Origin of the sequence: Paenibacillus chibensis, from assembly GCF_004001045.1 — a bacterium.
Lineage (GTDB): Bacteria > Bacillota > Bacilli > Paenibacillales > Paenibacillaceae > Paenibacillus_AQ > Paenibacillus_AQ chibensis.
The window spans coordinates 169,271-185,580 of the sequence record NZ_BIMK01000013.1; the positions used below are offsets into that span (position 1 = coordinate 169,271).

The following is a 16,310-nucleotide window of genomic DNA, read 5'->3' on the forward strand; positions in this document are numbered from 1 at the left end:
CTGGATGACGAATAATCCATGGTTAGATCAATATCCTGATGAGGTCCCGCACAATTACGATTATCCCAAGCAAAATCTGGCCCGGTTTTTAATCGATTCAGCGACATTATACCCCCAGCATATTGCGCTGGATTTTATGGGGAAAAAGATATCCTATGCAAGCTTGCTTAAAGACGTGTACCGTTTTGCGAATGCCCTGCATCGGCTGGGCGTTCGCAAAGGGGACCGCATTGCCGTTATGCTGCCCAATTGTCCCCAGGGAGTGATTGCCTATTATGGCACACTCCTTGTCGGCGGTGTGGCGGTTATGACGAATCCGCTCTATGTGCCGCGTGAGATCGAGCATCAGCTCACCGATTCGGGGGCGAAGGTTATCGTGACCCTGGATGCACTGGTGGAGCGCGTGAATAAAGCGATGGAGCATCATCCGATGGAACGGATCATTGTCACATCGCTGAAGGATTACCTGCCGTTTCCGAAAAATTTGCTGTATCCTATTAAGGCAAAAAAAGACGGCATGGCAGCCAAAGTGGATTATAACGAACGGGTGCTGCCGTTTGTTCCTTTCCTGAAAAACGCAAGTGATGCTCCGATTGAAGTGCCGGTGGATGCGGAAAATGATCTCGCGTTAATCCAGTACACCGGCGGGACGACCGGCTTTGCCAAAGGCGTCATGCTGACGCACATGAATCTGGTATCTAACACGATTCAGGCGCAGCTGTGGTTCTACCGCTCTCAGATCGCGAAGGAAACCTATTTGGCGGCGCTGCCGTTTTTTCATGTGTTCGGGCTGACGGTGCTGCTGAATCAGGCGATGTACATTGCCGGAACGCTGCTGTTGATCCCTCGCTTCCAAATTGATGAAGTGCTGAGAACGATTCATAAGAAAAAGCCAACCGTGTTCCCGGGGGCGCCGACCATGTACATTGCCGTCATTCATCATCCTGAAGTGAGCAGCTTCGATCTGTCGTCCATCCAGATTTGCATTAGCGGCGCAGCCCCACTGCCGTTAGAGGTGCAGGAACGCTTCGAAAAAATCACGGGCGGCAAGCTGATTGAGGGATACGGGCTGACGGAAGCTTCACCGGTAACGCATGCCAATAATATTTGGGAAAAGAGAAAAACCGGCTCGATCGGCATTCCTTTTCCAGATACGATCGCTCGGATCGTCCATCCGGAGACCGGGGAGGAAATGCCGCTTGGCGATGTAGGAGAATTGGTCGTCCAAGGTCCACAGGTCATGAAAGGCTACTGGAACCGGCCGGAAGACACGGAACGAACGCTGCGGGATGGCTGGCTGTACACCGGCGATCTGGCTCGCATGGACGACGAAGGATTCTTCTATATTCTTGACCGGCGCAAGGATTTGATCATTGCCGGGGGCTACAACATCTATCCGCGTGAAGTGGAGGAAGTGCTGTTCGAGCATCCGGATGTGGAGGAAGCGGTCGTTGCTGGCATCCATGACCCTTACCGCGGCGAAAATGTAAAGGCTTACATTGTACTGCGCAAAGGTTCGGAAGTAACGGAGAAAGAACTGAAGAACTGGTGCAAGGAACGACTGGCGGTATACAAAGTACCGAAGATTTACGAGTTCCGTGATTCGCTGCCGAAGACGCTTGTCGGCAAAGTACTGCGCCGCAAGCTCATCGAAGAAGAGAACGAGAAGCTCGTGAATCAAGCGAAAGTGGATTTGTAATCCGAAAGCTAAGCTATAATCCACTTCGCGGCTACCGCAAATACGGCAACTAAGCCTTGGCCGATTTAGGGAAGTTCAATGCAATCAGCAAAGGAGGTTTAACATATGGAACACGCATCCGGCGGCAGTTTTCCCGATCTCGAGCGTCTGGAGCGGGCAGCCAAGAATACCTTCTGGGATTTTATCGGCTGCGAAATTGTCGATATCAATGAGAAGCAGGTCGTCGTCGCGTTCGATATTCAGCCGCATCACTTGAATCTGATCGGAATTTTGCACGGAGGGATGCATGCCTCCGTTATCGATTCCGCGATGGGGATCATCGTCATGCTGGCGCGGCCAGGAGTTAGTGTCGTTACCGTGGGGCTAAATATGAACTACGTTGCTCCTTCGTCCGAAGGACGTGTGGTGGTGAGCGCTGAGCTGATTCACAGCTCACGCAAACTGATCACGGCGCAGGCTTATGCCCGCAAGGAAAACGGGGATTTACTGGCATTCGGCACAGGAACGTTCCGCGTATTGGATAAACCGATTCCGGGTTCTTAAGAGTGGATCATTGCAAGTTATGCCGTTTGAGAAAGTACGAATGAGGAGGAGAGATATGTCCATCAAAGATGAGCTCCAGGAGCTCGCAGACAAGATGAACGCCAGACCGGAACCGATCGAAACCCTGCATGCCGTTTACCGTTTTAACATTGGCGACAGCGGAATGTATCAGGTTGCTTTTGAGAATGCGAGAGTCGTCGTTACCGAGGGAGCCGAAGGCAGCGCAGATTGCATCTTGACCTTATCCGAGAAAAATTTCCATAAATTGATCGAGGACGATCTCAACACGACGATGGCTTTTATGACGGGTTCGCTGAAGGTCGACGGCAAGATCGGACTTGCGCTGAAGCTGCAGGAAATATTGAAGCAGTACGCTTCATAACGTTTGCAAGAACCCTAGATGAAAAGCCCAATTTCTCAAATTTACAGCTGAGAAATCGGGCTTTGTTTGGTTTTATTCATTGTGTTTATATTAAATGGCATTAATTATAAATACAATGAACTACAAATCGATTTCGCAAGCTTTCCGTCTTCAATAGATCTCTGTCGCATCAGAGGGAAGAGACTGTACACGTTTGAGATACGTCGTTACTTGATGATCGTCTTCCTCGGGGTAATCGAATCCGAAATGCTCTGCGACAAAATGGGCCGTGCTGCGGAACAAGCGGCATGTCGCGAACAGGGCTTTCCACACGTCTTCGTAGCTTCCGCCGGGATAGGTCGTGAGGAGTTCGTTCCAGCTCTGCTTGGTCAGGTAGTTTTGCAGGTATTTACCGTTTTTGCCGGTGCTCACGGAAAAATCCGTTTGAATGCCAACCTGCCACTCCAGCATTTGGATCAGCATCGGTCTCATCACTTTCTGCAAATGATCCTGGGCATACAGAAACTCTTTTCTCCATAGACCTTTAGCGACATACGTGGATACCCACCAGAACTCATTGCAGCAATCGGCAAAAAATGCGGCGGAAGGCCGACCGACCCAATAATCCACATCCGTTGGCACCGCAACTTCCGGGAGCGCCTGATCCTTGTCGAGGAGAATTACCGTCAGCTTATCCTCGCGGCAGTAGGTCTCTTTTTCGCTCATGGGTACAAGCATCAGATCAATTCGGTTCCCATCCGTAAACAGCATCAAATACGAAAAGCGGTCGCCAAGAGTCGGAGGAAACATAGACATTTCTTCCGGCGTTTGCATGATGATCCGATCGCCGAACACTTCCACCCAGCTTGGATTCTGGAGGAAGGTGTCCATTTCGGTAACGAGATACACGATATCATAATCCTGGAACGGATCCGCAGGAGCGTTCGGATTGGTACGGGAGCCGTTCATGCCAACCGCCCGGATGCGTTCATCCTTTGCTGCGACATTCAATATCAAATCCATCATTTCTGATTGTGTTCGCATTATTTTCCTTTCCTGGTCAGCTGGCCAAGGAGATCCCACTGTTCATCCGTCACTTGACGAAGATCGTTGAATTGTCCCGCCCCCTGAAGCCATTCGCCGCCATCGATCGTAATCACTTCACCATTAATATAAGCGGCATAATCCGAAATGAGGAAAGCGGCAAGATTGCCCAGTTCTTCTTTGTCGCCCACCCGTTTGAGGGGGATGCGATCCATCATTTTCTCTTCCAGCTCTGGTGTCGGCGACAAGCGCGACCAGGCGCCTTCTGTCGGAAAGGGTCCTGGAGCAATGGCCGCCTGGCGGATGCCATACTTGGCCCATTCAACTGCAAGCGAGCGGGTAAGGGCAAGAACGCCTGCCTTAGCAGCGGCGGAAGGCACGACATACCCAGAACCGCTGGAAGCGTAAGTCGTTACGATATTAAGCATCATCCCTGGCCGTTTTTGCTCAATCCAGCGTTTCCCTACCTCCAGGGTAGCGTAGAAGGTACCGTGCAGTACAATATTGAGGACCGCGTCAACGGCTCGGGAAGACAGTCTTTCGGTGGGACTGATAAAGTTGCCTGCAGCGTTGTTCACCAGAACGTCTAACGCTCCGAAATGCTCCTCAACCGCATCAACAAGCGCGCTGATTTGATCGGGATCTCGGACATCGCAAGGCTTGTAAAACACACTGTAACCGCTTGCAGATAGCTCGGCGGATGTCTGCTTCAGCACTTCTTCACGGCGTCCAGTGATTGCAAGCTTGGCTCCAAGCTTCAGAAACTTTTCCCCCATGGCCCGGCCGAGCCCTGTTGCTCCTCCTGTGATCAATACGACTTTATCCTTCAGCAAATCACTCGAAAATGGCTCCAATACGAGAACCTCCTTGATTTGTGGTCTGGAAATAATTAGAATACTTGTCTTAAATATAATAGAATTTCTGACAGCTGTATAGCATCGGAGCCGGTAATCGTTGAATTGAATTCTTTTCAACAAGGCAAGGGAAACGTACAATAGGTTCTAACATGAAAAGCATTCCTTCTTACGCTCCTGTTATTTTCTGAGTTGAGTTCACGACATCATTTTAGAAAGGGTTGAACTTATGTCAGGGTTGAGCAACAAATGGGGCATACTGCAGGTCGTCAACATGGGGACGCTGATCTCTACGCTGGACGTCGGCATTGTTAATGTGTCCTTACCGGTGATGGCCAGGCAATTTTCGGTAACACTAGCACAAATCCAGTGGGTGGCTACGGTGTACCTGTTGACGATGGTGATTCTGCTGCCATTTATGGGAAAGCTGTCGGACCGGATGGAACGAAGACAAATATACAGCTGGGGATTTTTTATTTTCGGTGTGGGCTCCTTAGGTATCGCAATTTCGCACAGCTTCCTTCTGCTCATGATGTCCCGCTGTCTTCAAGGAATCGGCGCTACCATGATCATGGCTAACAGCCAGGCAATGGTCAGACATGCTTTTCCGGACCATGAGCGGGGCAGGGCACTCGGATATAACGCGATCGTGATTTCGGTTGGAACGCTTTCCGGTCCGGCATTGGGCGGCCTCCTGCTGGAGGTGATGGATTGGACCTGGCTGTTTTGGATCAACGTACCGATCTCGCTCGCGGCCTGCTGGCTGGGATTACGCTGGTTTCCGCGCGATGGCCAGACGTCTGCGAAAAGCCCTTGTGATTACCTTGGCACCTTCCTGTTGGGAGCAGGGGTCTGCCTGCTGATGCTGGCTGCCGAAGCTGTAAAGGATGGCTCGGTATCACTGAAAGTATGGCTGGAGGCTGGCATCGGTTGCTTGCTGTTATGTTTGCTGGTCGTACAGGCGCGAACAATTGATTACGGCATCATCGATCGCGAACTGTTCAGCCACCGAAAGGTATGGCTCGGGAATACCGGCTCTTTGATCATCAATCTGGCGCAAACCGCAACGCTGATCCCGATTACCTTTTATCTGCAAAGCGAACTCGGTTTTTCCGCTTGGGGGACCGGGGCGCTGCTTATGCTGCAGCCGTTGGTCATGGGAATCGTTGCTCCGTTTGCAGGCTGGTTCAGAGACAAATACGGCGGGACATTCCCCATCAATGCGGGCGCGGTTCTATGCTCGGCCTCCATGCTGTTCGTGGTATGTATGCCGTCCGTCTCAGCTTGGAGCATCGGTCTTCATTTGGCGTTTTTTGGCATAGGCACGGGGTTATTCCATGCCACCAATAATGCCGAGGTCATGAGTGCCGCGCCAGCGGAAAAAAGCAGTCTGGCAGGCAGCCTGCTGGCGCTTGTCCGTTATCTGGGGCAGATCGTAGGCATCGGCCTCGCAACGCTGCTTGTTGGAACGATGGGCAGCCAGTCCCAGGCCCAAGAGAGCTTCGGAACGCCGCTGCGCGTGCTTTTCGGCATATGCTGTATGTTATGTCTGGCTGTTGCCATATCCGGCCGCTATCTGCCAAAGGAAAAACCTCATCGCTCCGATATAACCGCTTCTTCATCCTCTTAAATCCAATGAGGAGCAAGATAAAACTTTACTGCATTCGTAAACGTTAGCTTGAACTTTGAACGATCTCGGGTAATAATGAATTGTTGATCCGATGAATTGCTTGTGAAGTTCTGAATATCAGCAGGAAACCGTAGAGGAGGGAAAATGATGCCGACAATCGTTGTAGAGGGCCGCGGAACGCTTGAGATCGAGGAAGGTAAAAAGCTGGTTCTTGCGCTTGAGGATCACGGAGTCGACATCCTGCACCGCTGCGGCGGTAACGCGAGATGTACGACATGCCGCGTTGAAGTTCTGGAAGGTGACGCGGGGCCGATGGGTGCAGCAGAAGCAGAGATTCTGGAGAAAAAAGGAATGTCTGAGCCGAATATCCGTCTATCATGCCAGATTCGCGTACATAGCGATCTCACCGTAAAGCCGGTCATGACTGTATCCGAGACAGGTATGGATGCGGGAAAAAGACCGGAGGAGTAATTCATACACATGCAAGGAAAAGCGGCAGCCGCACTCTAGAAGAGAGGGCTTGCCGCTTTTTTAGATTTCGGCGCAAGCCGATGAAGCCGCAGGGATTGCAGCAAAAGAATGCTCGTCATAAATTTCCTCTTCGTCTCATAGTCTATTGAAAAGAGACATGGCAGGATCGAACAGATTGGAATCTGCGATCCTGCCAGTCATAAAGTCCAATAAGAGTCCAATGGGTCCAATACCCGATAACTAAGTTTGCAAACTATACATTCGGTCGCTTCTTATTTCAGCAGCCACAGTGCCGGTACGTTCGGAGGCTCCCAACCCACGATGGACGTATGAGGCTGACGGCATTCATAAGTAGCGCCATTATAAGTAACGAGGGTACCTGTGGTGTAAGACACATTCGGTGCCCATGGAGCGGCTGCCGAAGCTTGTGCGGTAGTCGCTGTTACTGCGTTGCTGTTCGCGGATTCGTTGCCCGCAGCGTCAATCGCGCGAACTGTAAATGTGTAAGAAGTATTGGCGGTCAGCCCGGTAGCGGTATAGGTTAACGTCGTGCCGGACACCGTACCAGCAAGCGCAGTGCCTTTGTAAATGCGGTAGCCTGTGACGCCTACGTTATCGGTTGAGGCATTCCAGGACAAGGCAATGGAAGAGGACGTTGGCGTGCCGCTCACCTGGAGATTCGATGGGGCGGTAGGCGCTGTCGTGTCCGCTGGTGCTGCGGTTGTCGTGAAGGTTGCCGCATTGCTGGCGGCCGAGGTGTTTCCGGCTGCATCAACGGCTTTCACCGTAAATGTATAAGCGGTGCCGGCCGTCAGACCGGATACATTATAGCTGAGCGTTGAACCGCTGGTCGTCGTTACAAGCGTAGATCCGTTGTACACCTTATATCCGGTCACGCCGACATTATCGGTCGATGCGCCCCAGGAAAGCGTTGCGCCCGTGCTAGTCACATTGGAGGCAGAAAGGTTCGAAGGAGCGGTCGGAGCCGTAGTATCCGCAGGCGTTCCGCCACCGCCGCCGAAGTCGACATCGATCACGTTATAGAATGCATTGGCGGTATCCGCGATTTCCCATACGGCAAGAATGACTTGATAGCCGGTTCTGCTAGGCACGGTACAAGTATCCGAGTAAGTTGCCGGCGGTTGACCCGTGTAATTCACGGAACAGAATGGCGTCAAATCAAAGGAATCACGGGTCAGAGGCGCATTCGGATTCCAGTTTTGCTTGGTGATGTAGTACTTCCAGCTTGTCGTGGAATGTCTTGCCGTAATGTTCCAAGTGAACGTGTTGGTTCCTGGCGACATGCTGACTTTGGTCCAGCGGGTTGCCGATTGCGCATCCAGGTCTGGGAAAGCTCCATTGGCGCTGGCGATTTTACCATCTTCAGGGCCTGCGGCCGGAAAACCCTTTTTGGCTTCAAGGCTTTGGGGCTCGTATTGAATCGAACCGCAGTTGGTGTTTGCACCGGTTTTGCACAAATATGCGCGGCTGCCAGGGGACTGCACATAACCATGCGCAGAAGCGCGATCCGCGATGATCAGCATCAGAGCGAACATAAACAGAAGTATTCCACCGGCCATCACCCATTTCATCAGCCTTTGATTCGGTAAACGAAGTGCTGTCATACTTATACCTCCTCCAATTTTTAGAAATATGTGCCTTTCCAAGCATGCTTGCAGCAAGGGCGATCGCAACACCTCCTTAAAATAAAAGCTACCCCGGATAGAAACGGCCCGCAGGGACTTAGGCGAAAATCTGCAGGTGTTCAAATGCTATATAAACTCCAAAATAGAGTCTATATAATTGACAATAAAAGCGTTTACATAATGGGTTGCGGCGATGAAGGCTGCGAATAAATAAGATGAGTTCATTCAAGCGGATGCGAAGATCATAGAGTAGACCAGGAGATTGAAACGTCCACAGAAATATCACATATAAATCTATAAATAGTAATAATTAGTATTGATAATATAAAAATAACGCATTCATGCGGACTCTACAATGATATAAAGCAACGATTTCCTACACTAAAAGACGATTTTGTGACATAAAGCGATTTCGATAGAAAAAAGGATTTACCATCATTTACAAGAAAACGTTTTATAAGGATAATGTTAAAGAAGTGATTTTTTTAACTCTGCCCAAAAGTAGGTTCCTTGCACAAGTTCAGTTTTTTTTGGTTTACGAAAAATAAATTATGTAAACAGATGATTTTCAAACATTATTCAAACTAAAAAATATCAAACTATGAGGTATACAATGAAAGAATGGAACAGATCTGCACGGCTCTTATTTGGCATCGGGTTTTCCAATCTGGGCAACTGGATTTATTTCGTGGCCATAAACCTGCTTATTATTCAGATGACGGGCTCGGCGGCAGCCGTGGCCGGGTATTTCATTGTTAAGCCGGTCGCTATGCTATTGACGAATCTGTGGTCAGGCAGCATCATTGACCGCGTCAATATCCGCAAATTGATGATCGGCGTTGATGTAAGCAGGGGGCTGTTGATCGCGCTTATTCCGTGGCTGCCTTCGATGTGGATGATTTATGCAGTCACTTTTCTGATCAGCGTCATCGGCTCTTTTTTCGGACCGGCTTCGAATGTTTATATCACCAAGCTCGTACCGGAAAATCGCAGGCAGCGTTTCAACTCAGTGATGAGCATGACCAATTCCGGTGCTTTTTTGCTCGGACCGGCGATCTCAGGAATACTCATTCAATTGACGAACACGACGTTCAGCATTCTGTTTAATGCGGCAAGCTTCATGGTCTGCGCATGTGTTATCGCCTTGCTGCCGGATGTACAAGTGAAGAGGCAGCAGCAGAGCGAGCCCGTACGTTGGCGCACCCTGTTGGATGATTGGCGTATCGTACTGCGTTTTGTGAAATCGGCATCATTTTTCACGAGCCTTTTTATTCTCATTCAGGTAGCGATGCTGATCGGATTCTCCATTGACTCTCAGGAAGCCACATATATCCGGATGCATCTGAAATTGTCTGAGCAAGCGTATGGGAACCTGCTGAGCTTGACGGGCGTCGGTTCGTTATTAGGCTCGTTCACTGCTACACTGCTGGCTAAAAGGGTGTCCTATCGCATGTTTATCAGTACAGGCCTTGGCGTAACGGCTGTATGCTATCTCTGGTTTTATGCATCGTCCGGGTTTCTGTCGGCCACGGCAGCTTTCATGGTGCTGGGGTTTGCGATGTCTTTTGCCAGCTCGGGTTACGCAACCTTCTTCCAAACGCATGTTCCGACGGCCATCATGGGACGGTTCGGAAGCTTATCGGATATGACGCAAAGCATCATCTCCATCGTGCTAACCCTTACGGTCGGAGTCCTTTCGGAGGCATTCTCCGTTCAGCTCGTGTGCTGCATCGCAGCGGGTATAGGCGTTGCGGTCTGTGTCGCTTTAGCAGCGAGATCCTTTTCAGCATCGGGCACCCGCTTTTTCCATCACAAAACAGAGTCTATGACGGTGAATGGAGCGGATATCGGAGCTTGAAGCGTAAGAGCAAAAATACGGGGGATGGAAGATACCTTTCGGGCGAACCGGAAGGTATTTTTGTTTTCTTTATTCATTTGAAAGATCTTCAGATAGTCAAAATACGCCCATAAAAGTAAAAAATGAGGTATTTCGAATTTGAAAAAAGTAGCTTATATTACGTTTTGTAAGCGCTATTATGAAACTTTACAAGAAAGGAGGACATGTCGTAATCATCGAGTCTTGCACAGCCATTCTAAACATGAAAAGGAGTCCTGCCGCTCATGAAATCCGGTATGATGCTGCGATTGTTGTTAAGTGTCAGTCTGTTTGCAAGCAGTATGATCGGAGGAAGCCACATGGCGAAAGCTTTGCCGTCTTCCGGTCTGGTTTTGGATTATGCGCTAAACCGGGCTTTTAACGGAACGAGTGATTTTGTCGATAAAACGGCCGATCTGGGCATGGTTTCCGGTTTGACCGAAGGCTCCATTGCCGTGAAATTCAAAACAGCCAGCACGGCCCAGGCCAAAACCTTTCTCAGCGGGTCGGACACCTCGGATCCATCAAGCAATATTTCGTTTACGATGAACAACGGGACGGTTTACTTTGAAAACCGAGAGAACGGAACTTACGCGACCCGTCTCAGCGCTACTGGCACTTACAATGACGGGAATTGGCACACGGCCGTCCTTACGGTGAACAGCTCGGGAACCAAAATTTACGTGGATGGGATGGTCAAGGGGACGGAAGCCTCTACCGCCTTTTTTACGAATGTGACGAACCTGAACGGATTGTGGGTCGGCAAAAACGTGGATAACGGCGGCAGCCAGTGGTTTTACGGAGGGGAGATGGATTATCTGAAAGTATATCATCGTGCTCTCACAGACACGGAAGCCCAGCAGCTCGCAGGGATATTGCCGGATACGGCAGTATCCTATACGATCAACCAAACCTTTAACGGAACGAGTGATTTTGTCGATAAAACCTCTGACTTAGGCACCGTATCCGGATTAACTCAAGGCGCGATCGCCGTTAAATTCAAAAGCTCAAGCACGGCGCAGGCCAAGACTTTCCTGAGCGCATCCGATACATCGGACCCATCTAGCAATATTTCGTTTACGATGAATAACGGTACGGTGTACTTCGAGAACCGGGAGAAAGGAACATATGCGACCCGCCTTAGTGCTGCTGGAACCTATAATGACGGGAAATGGCATACCGCAGTTTTAAATGTAGATAATTCGGGCAGTAAAATTTATGTGGATGGTTATGAACAGGCATCCTCTTCTTCAAGGGCATTCTTCACAAATGTGACGAACCTGAATGGCATGTGGATTGGCAAAAATGTCGACAATGGCGGCAATCAGTGGTTTTATGCGGGGGAGATGGATTTCCTGAATGTGTACAATACACCTTTAACCGATCCGCAAATCAAGCAAATCAGCAGCAAGTTCGAAGATAACATCCTATTCGACATCAACGATGGAAAGGGCTATACCCAATACCGCATTCCAAGCATCGCCGTCATGGCGGACGGGACCGTGCTGGTTGCCGTGGAAGGACGCTCGGGAGATGATCAGAGCCCGACGGATATTGTGCTTCGGCGCAGTACGGACGGAGGAAAGACCTTTTCGGATAATATCATCCTCGCACCGGGCAAATCACAGGGTTATGCGGAAATGAATCCCATGCTGCTGGCAGAAAATACGGGCAGTACCGTTCATTTGCTCTGGAGCCGGTGGAAGTGGGGCAGCTGTCAATATTTTATCCGCACAAGCCATGACAACGGGGTGACATGGGATGAAGCCCGGGATATCTCCAACGTGCTGGACGCCTACAAAAACCCTTCCAACCCGAATTACTTCGCGAATCTCTCCGGAGCGGGCATGGGACCGGGTCACGGGATACAGCTGAAGGACGGGACGCTGATGGTACCGATTTATTTTACGACGCCGAATTGGTCGAACAGCACCGTTGCCACGATCTACAGCAATGACGGCGGTGCAACGTGGCAGGCAGGCACCAAAGTGCCGAATCCAACCGGCTATACGAAAATACATGAAAACATGATGGTTCAGCTCTCGAATGGGAGCCTGATGACGAATATGCGGAATCCGAGCACCCGCAACCGGGCGGTGTCCACGGCCAGCGGCGTAACCGGTACCTGGACAACACCATACTCCGATCAGGTCCTGATCGATCCGGTTTGCCAAGCAAGCATACAGCGGTACGACGATTCCACCATTTTGTTCACCAATGCAGCGAGCACATCATCACGAACGCATATGACCATCCGCATGAGTAACGATGACGGCGCCACCTGGTATAAATCCAAGGAAATATATGCAGGCACCAATGGATATTCGGATATCGGCGTGAGCCCCGACAAGAGTATATACGTATTCTACGAGAAGCCGGCTGCACAAAAAATATCGCTGGCCATTTTCAACAAGGCTTGGGTTGAGGCTCCATAAGAGCGTCATAATAATAAAGACAATGCCGTTTTGCAGAAATGCAGAGCGGCTTTTGGCTGTTTTGGAGGAGCTTCGCGCATGCGGTTTCAAGCCGTTCGTACGCGTAAACTTGTTCAACCGCAAATTTCGAGCTATAATATACCAGTGTATTTATAAGACCGAGCATAGAATCAATAGCGAAAGAGAGCGGAAAAGTATGGGTCGTAAATGGAATAATATCAAGGAAAAGAAAGCTTCGAAAGACGCAAATACAAGTCGTATATATGCCAAGTTTGGCCGCGAAATTTACGTGGTTGCCAAGCAGGGCGAGCCGGATCCGGAATCCAACCGCGCATTGAAGGTCGTTCTGGAACGCGCCAAAACCTACAACGTACCGAAGGCCATCATTGACCGTGCGCTGGAAAAAGCCAGAGGCAATTCGGATGAAGTGTATGACGAGCTTCGTTACGAGGGCTTTGGACCGAACGGATCGATGGTCATCGTGGACGCGCTCACGAACAACGTGAACCGTACGGCTTCCGAAGTGCGCTCCACATTCAGCAAAAACGGCGGCAACCTCGGCGTCAGCGGCTCCGTCGCTTACATGTTCGATCAAACGGCAGTGATCGGTATTGAAGGCAAATCGGCTGATGAAGTGCTTGAGCTGATGATGGAAGCGGACGTTGACGTACGCGACATCGTGGAAGAAGATGAGGCGGTTATCGTATATGCCGAGCCGGATCAATTCCAGGCGGTTCAGGAAGCGTTCAAATCCGTTGGCATCAACGAATTTACCGTAGCCGAATTGACGATGCTTCCGCAAACCTTCGTGACCATCCCAGAGGATGCACAAGCACAGTTCGAGAAGCTGATCGATACGCTGGAGGATCTGGAAGACGTTCAGCAGGTCTATCATAACGTGGAGTTCGAAGACGAAGGTTGATCCTGGGCAAACATTTATCGATTCGGTAAAAAATTAAAAAAGATCTGTTTTCTCATTCCAATCGGAAAGAGAAGCAGATCTTTTTTGTGCTTATGAAGTTGGCTAGTCCAGCACATTCATCGATGCGATATGATCTCTCGTCTCCTTCGTACCAAGGTCGTAAAGCATACGATATATATTTTTCAAATCGCGTTCATATAGGTCGTTATCGTTGTCATAATGCTCAGGAATGCCGGGATAGTGCATGCGGAAATAGGTTTCCATATCAAAATGATACATGGAATGGAACAAGTCGCGAAGCTGCGTGATTTCCTCCGGGGTCGCCTCGACAACCAGCTCATAAGGAGCTTCATCTTGGCGTTCTGAGATATATCGGGATTGGACCGAAATATAATACGTTTTTTTATCCACGAAGACATCCTCCTGACGATTTAAGTTAATCCTTTGACCTCAAGATACCACCAGACCAAGCCGCCGATGATCACCAGAATAGGAAAGGCCAGATAAAGGATGACGATGGGATTGGCCAATAACGGATGTTTGGCAACCGTCGGATGGATATGGTCGTATCTTTGTTTTTGTTGTTTACGCATGATGGACACGGACATGTATAACGAAATGGCGCAGGCGATCACAGCAATAGCGATTAATACGGTATACATCAAGTTGAATTTCTCCCCTGTCATCGTTTTGATTAATGCATATGGTTTACCTAAACGGTGAAATTATTCATGATTGGCGGTGGTTGGCGCGATATTGACTCGGCGAAATGCCGAAGTACTCACGGAAATGCCTGGAAAAAGGGTGGATTGAAGAATACCGGAGTTTCTCCGCAATTTCCGTGATCGTCAAATCACTTTCCAGCATCATGTGAGCCGATCGTTTCATGACGAGCTCATGATGGTACGATCTGGGCGTTTGACCCGTTTCCTGCAGGAATAATTCGTGAATATAGGTTCGCTTTAAACCACAGTAAGAAGACCATTCATCGACCGACTGTCCTTGCTCGGGATGATGCTGCATATATTCGATGAGGCGTACGATCCGGTAATCCTGAGGTTTCTTGACATGGAGCGCGTTATACCAGGAAAGCATCCAGGCATATAAAAAGCTGTTCGTCGTTTCGCTCCGATAGTATTCCAGGTCTTTATAAGCCCGCGTAATCATCGTAAACGTATCGATCAGCTGTGGATGGTCTCTCAAATTGATGACCGAGGGGAGCTCGTCCAATTCCGGACATGCAGGCATTGCTGCCATATGTTCAAATACGAAGGCTTCCGGCGCATATATAAATGAACGATGTAGAGAAGCGGGACTTTCATCATCCCACAGATCAAAATAGATGTTGAATGAAGGGAGCGGGTGATCCGGTGAGATGTGAAATGCATGCGGCTGCCCCGGACGCAAAAAGATTAACGTATGCCGTTCGATCGGATGCCGTTCACCGTCAATCTCCATTTCCCCCGGCCCATCCAGAAACAAGTGCAGAGCGTACACACTGCCAGCCCTGAGCTGTTCATTGGAGCTTCCATCGTACAAGTAATGCATGAACTCGCCGACATAAGGCTTCATATCTGGTATTTTTTTCATAAGAGAAAACCACCTTCACGAAAATCTAAGCTGAACAAGTAGCGGATTATTTGATAAATCATTGAATGCTTCGCTAAATACAACTAACCATACCTATGATACGATACAATCGATAATCTGCAAATGATGTATAGTGTTAGCGGATGAATACGCAAAGGTCAGGAGTGTATGCTTAATATGACTCATGAGGAATTACTTCAAAGGCAGCTTTGGTTTGTGAATCAACGATTCGGCATGTTCATTCATTTCAACAGTGCGACGTATCAATTCTGCGATCACGAGATGATCGATTGGGAATATGGGCATGAGAATGATAACGAGCCCCGGAGATACATATTCGACCCGAAGGACTGGAACCCGGAGGCTCTTGATTGCAGTCAGTGGGCAAAAGCAGCCAAGTCAGCGGGGATGACATTTGCCGCAATGACGGCGAAGCATCATGAAGGGTTTGGGTTGTGGCCAAGCCGGTATACGGATCATTGCATTAAAAATGCGACGGATCGCCGTGACGTGGTGCAGGCATATCTTAAGGCTTTTCGCGATGAGGGCATTGAAGCGGGGTTGTATTTCTCCATGCTGGATCTTCATCACCAGATTAACCGGAAGAAATGTACGCCGCAGGATAAGGAATTCATCAAAAATCAGCTTACGGAGCTGCTGACGGAATACGGAGAGATTCCTTTCCTGATCATTGACGGCTGGAATGCCCACTGGGGCGGACCGAGCTATGATCATCTTCCTTTTGAAGAAATCGATGAGCTTGTCAAAAGGCTGCAGCCACAGTGCTTGCTGATGAACATCAGCTGCGAGCCGAACCTGGATCATACGGACATCGTATTTTATGAAAATGCCGCCGGCCAGGAAGTGGACGAGGCTTTTGCCGGTCCCGGCGCGAGCTGCAACATTTTGACGAATAGCTGGTTCTGGAGAACCACGGATACGGGCATGGAACTGAAAACGGCTGATTGGGCAATGGACAAAATCAAGGAAATGCACCGTCATAACGTGTCATTTTTATTGAATGGGGCGCCTAATCGTCATGGGCTGCTGGATCCCAACGTGCTGGATCGTTTCAAGGAGATTGGCGAACGGTACCGGAAGCCTTCTGGTCTTGACGGCATTCCCGAAGGATGGGTATATCGAACTGAATAAGATCATCCGGTTAGAAAAGCTTCCTTCCCGTTATTGTCTTGCGGGGGAGGCTTTTTTTGTTAACAATGTATCGGTACGCTGGACGCG

General features: G+C 49.5%; 15 protein-coding genes. 9 read left to right on the forward strand and 6 right to left on the reverse strand.

Annotation, left to right across the window (positions count from 1 at the left end):
- Nucleotides 1–4: 4 nt before the first annotated feature.
- The 3 genes from PCH05_RS12670 to PCH05_RS12680 all read left to right on the forward strand — a co-directional run bounded on the left by PCH05_RS12670 (nt 5) and on the right by PCH05_RS12680 (nt 2,624).
- On the forward strand, nt 5–1,699 hold the full coding sequence (locus PCH05_RS12670) for an AMP-binding protein (RefSeq protein ID WP_127602755.1): 1,695 nt from the start codon (nt 5–7) through the stop codon (nt 1,697–1,699).
- Nucleotides 1,700–1,804: 105 nt separating this feature from the next.
- Nucleotides 1,805–2,242: a PaaI family thioesterase gene (locus PCH05_RS12675; protein WP_127602756.1), complete on the forward strand. Its 438-nt coding sequence runs from the start codon at nt 1,805–1,807 to the stop codon at nt 2,240–2,242.
- A gap of 55 nt (nt 2,243–2,297) precedes the next feature.
- Nucleotides 2,298–2,624 carry an SCP2 sterol-binding domain-containing protein gene (locus PCH05_RS12680; protein WP_127602757.1) on the forward strand — a complete coding sequence of 109 codons (327 nt, stop codon included), beginning with the start codon at nt 2,298–2,300 and terminating at the stop codon, nt 2,622–2,624.
- A 150-nt stretch (nt 2,625–2,774) separates the two neighbouring features.
- On the opposite strand, the gene PCH05_RS12685 is transcribed toward PCH05_RS12680, so the two are convergent.
- Entirely contained in the window at nt 2,775–3,647 is an 873-nt protein-coding gene (locus PCH05_RS12685; protein WP_127602758.1) for an aminoglycoside 6-adenylyltransferase, read from the reverse strand.
- Nucleotides 3,647–4,501 carry an SDR family oxidoreductase gene (locus PCH05_RS12690; RefSeq protein WP_127602759.1) on the reverse strand — a complete coding sequence of 285 codons (855 nt, stop codon included), beginning with the start codon at nt 4,499–4,501 and terminating at the stop codon, nt 3,647–3,649. The genes PCH05_RS12685 and PCH05_RS12690 overlap by 1 nt, the downstream gene beginning before the upstream one ends.
- Nucleotides 4,502–4,739: 238 nt before the next feature.
- Between PCH05_RS12690 and PCH05_RS12695 the strand changes: the two genes are divergently transcribed.
- Together PCH05_RS12695 and PCH05_RS12700 are read left to right on the forward strand one after the other, a co-directional pair.
- Nucleotides 4,740–6,131, forward strand: coding sequence for an MFS transporter (locus PCH05_RS12695; RefSeq protein ID WP_164766637.1), 1,392 nt, complete (start codon nt 4,740–4,742; stop codon nt 6,129–6,131).
- Nucleotides 6,132–6,278: 147 nt separating this feature from the next.
- On the forward strand, nt 6,279–6,602 hold the full coding sequence (locus PCH05_RS12700) for a 2Fe-2S iron-sulfur cluster-binding protein (RefSeq protein WP_127602761.1): 324 nt from the start codon (nt 6,279–6,281) through the stop codon (nt 6,600–6,602).
- Nucleotides 6,603–6,874: 272 nt separating this feature from the next.
- Here PCH05_RS12700 and PCH05_RS12705 read toward each other — a convergent pair whose 3' ends face one another.
- Nucleotides 6,875–8,227 carry a lytic polysaccharide monooxygenase gene (locus PCH05_RS12705; protein ID WP_127602762.1) on the reverse strand — a complete coding sequence of 451 codons (1,353 nt, stop codon included), beginning with the start codon at nt 8,225–8,227 and terminating at the stop codon, nt 6,875–6,877.
- A 634-nt stretch (nt 8,228–8,861) separates the two neighbouring features.
- On the opposite strand from PCH05_RS12705, the gene PCH05_RS12710 reads away from it, so the two are divergent.
- The 3 genes from PCH05_RS12710 to PCH05_RS12720 all read left to right on the forward strand — a co-directional run bounded on the left by PCH05_RS12710 (nt 8,862) and on the right by PCH05_RS12720 (nt 13,481).
- Complete coding sequence (locus PCH05_RS12710; protein ID WP_127602763.1) at nt 8,862–10,106, forward strand: MFS transporter; 1,245 nt, start codon at nt 8,862–8,864, stop codon at nt 10,104–10,106.
- Between the two features lie 263 nt (nt 10,107–10,369).
- Nucleotides 10,370–12,559, forward strand: coding sequence for a sialidase family protein (locus tag PCH05_RS12715; protein ID WP_127602764.1), 2,190 nt, complete (start codon nt 10,370–10,372; stop codon nt 12,557–12,559).
- A 196-nt stretch (nt 12,560–12,755) separates the two neighbouring features.
- Nucleotides 12,756–13,481: a YebC/PmpR family DNA-binding transcriptional regulator gene (locus PCH05_RS12720; RefSeq protein WP_127602765.1), complete on the forward strand. Its 726-nt coding sequence runs from the start codon at nt 12,756–12,758 to the stop codon at nt 13,479–13,481.
- 102 nt (nt 13,482–13,583) lie between these two features.
- Here the strand turns inward: PCH05_RS12720 and PCH05_RS12725 are convergent, their stop codons facing one another.
- The 3 genes from PCH05_RS12725 to PCH05_RS12735 form a co-directional block, all read right to left on the reverse strand.
- On the reverse strand, nt 13,584–13,892 hold the full coding sequence (locus PCH05_RS12725; RefSeq protein ID WP_127602766.1) for a hydrolase: 309 nt from the start codon (nt 13,890–13,892) through the stop codon (nt 13,584–13,586).
- Between the two features lie 20 nt (nt 13,893–13,912).
- The gene (locus tag PCH05_RS12730) at nt 13,913–14,143 is read right to left on the reverse strand and encodes a hypothetical protein (protein WP_127602767.1); all 231 of its coding nucleotides are present in this window, start codon (nt 14,141–14,143) and stop codon (nt 13,913–13,915) included.
- A 67-nt stretch (nt 14,144–14,210) separates the two neighbouring features.
- Nucleotides 14,211–15,071 (reverse strand): AraC family transcriptional regulator, encoded by an 861-nt coding sequence (locus tag PCH05_RS12735; protein WP_127602768.1) that lies wholly within the window; start codon nt 15,069–15,071, stop codon nt 14,211–14,213.
- Between the two features lie 177 nt (nt 15,072–15,248).
- Here PCH05_RS12735 and PCH05_RS12740 point away from each other — a divergent pair, with 177 nt between their 5' ends.
- Complete coding sequence (locus tag PCH05_RS12740; protein WP_127602769.1) at nt 15,249–16,223, forward strand: alpha-L-fucosidase; 975 nt, start codon at nt 15,249–15,251, stop codon at nt 16,221–16,223.
- Nucleotides 16,224–16,310: the final 87 nt, after the last annotated feature.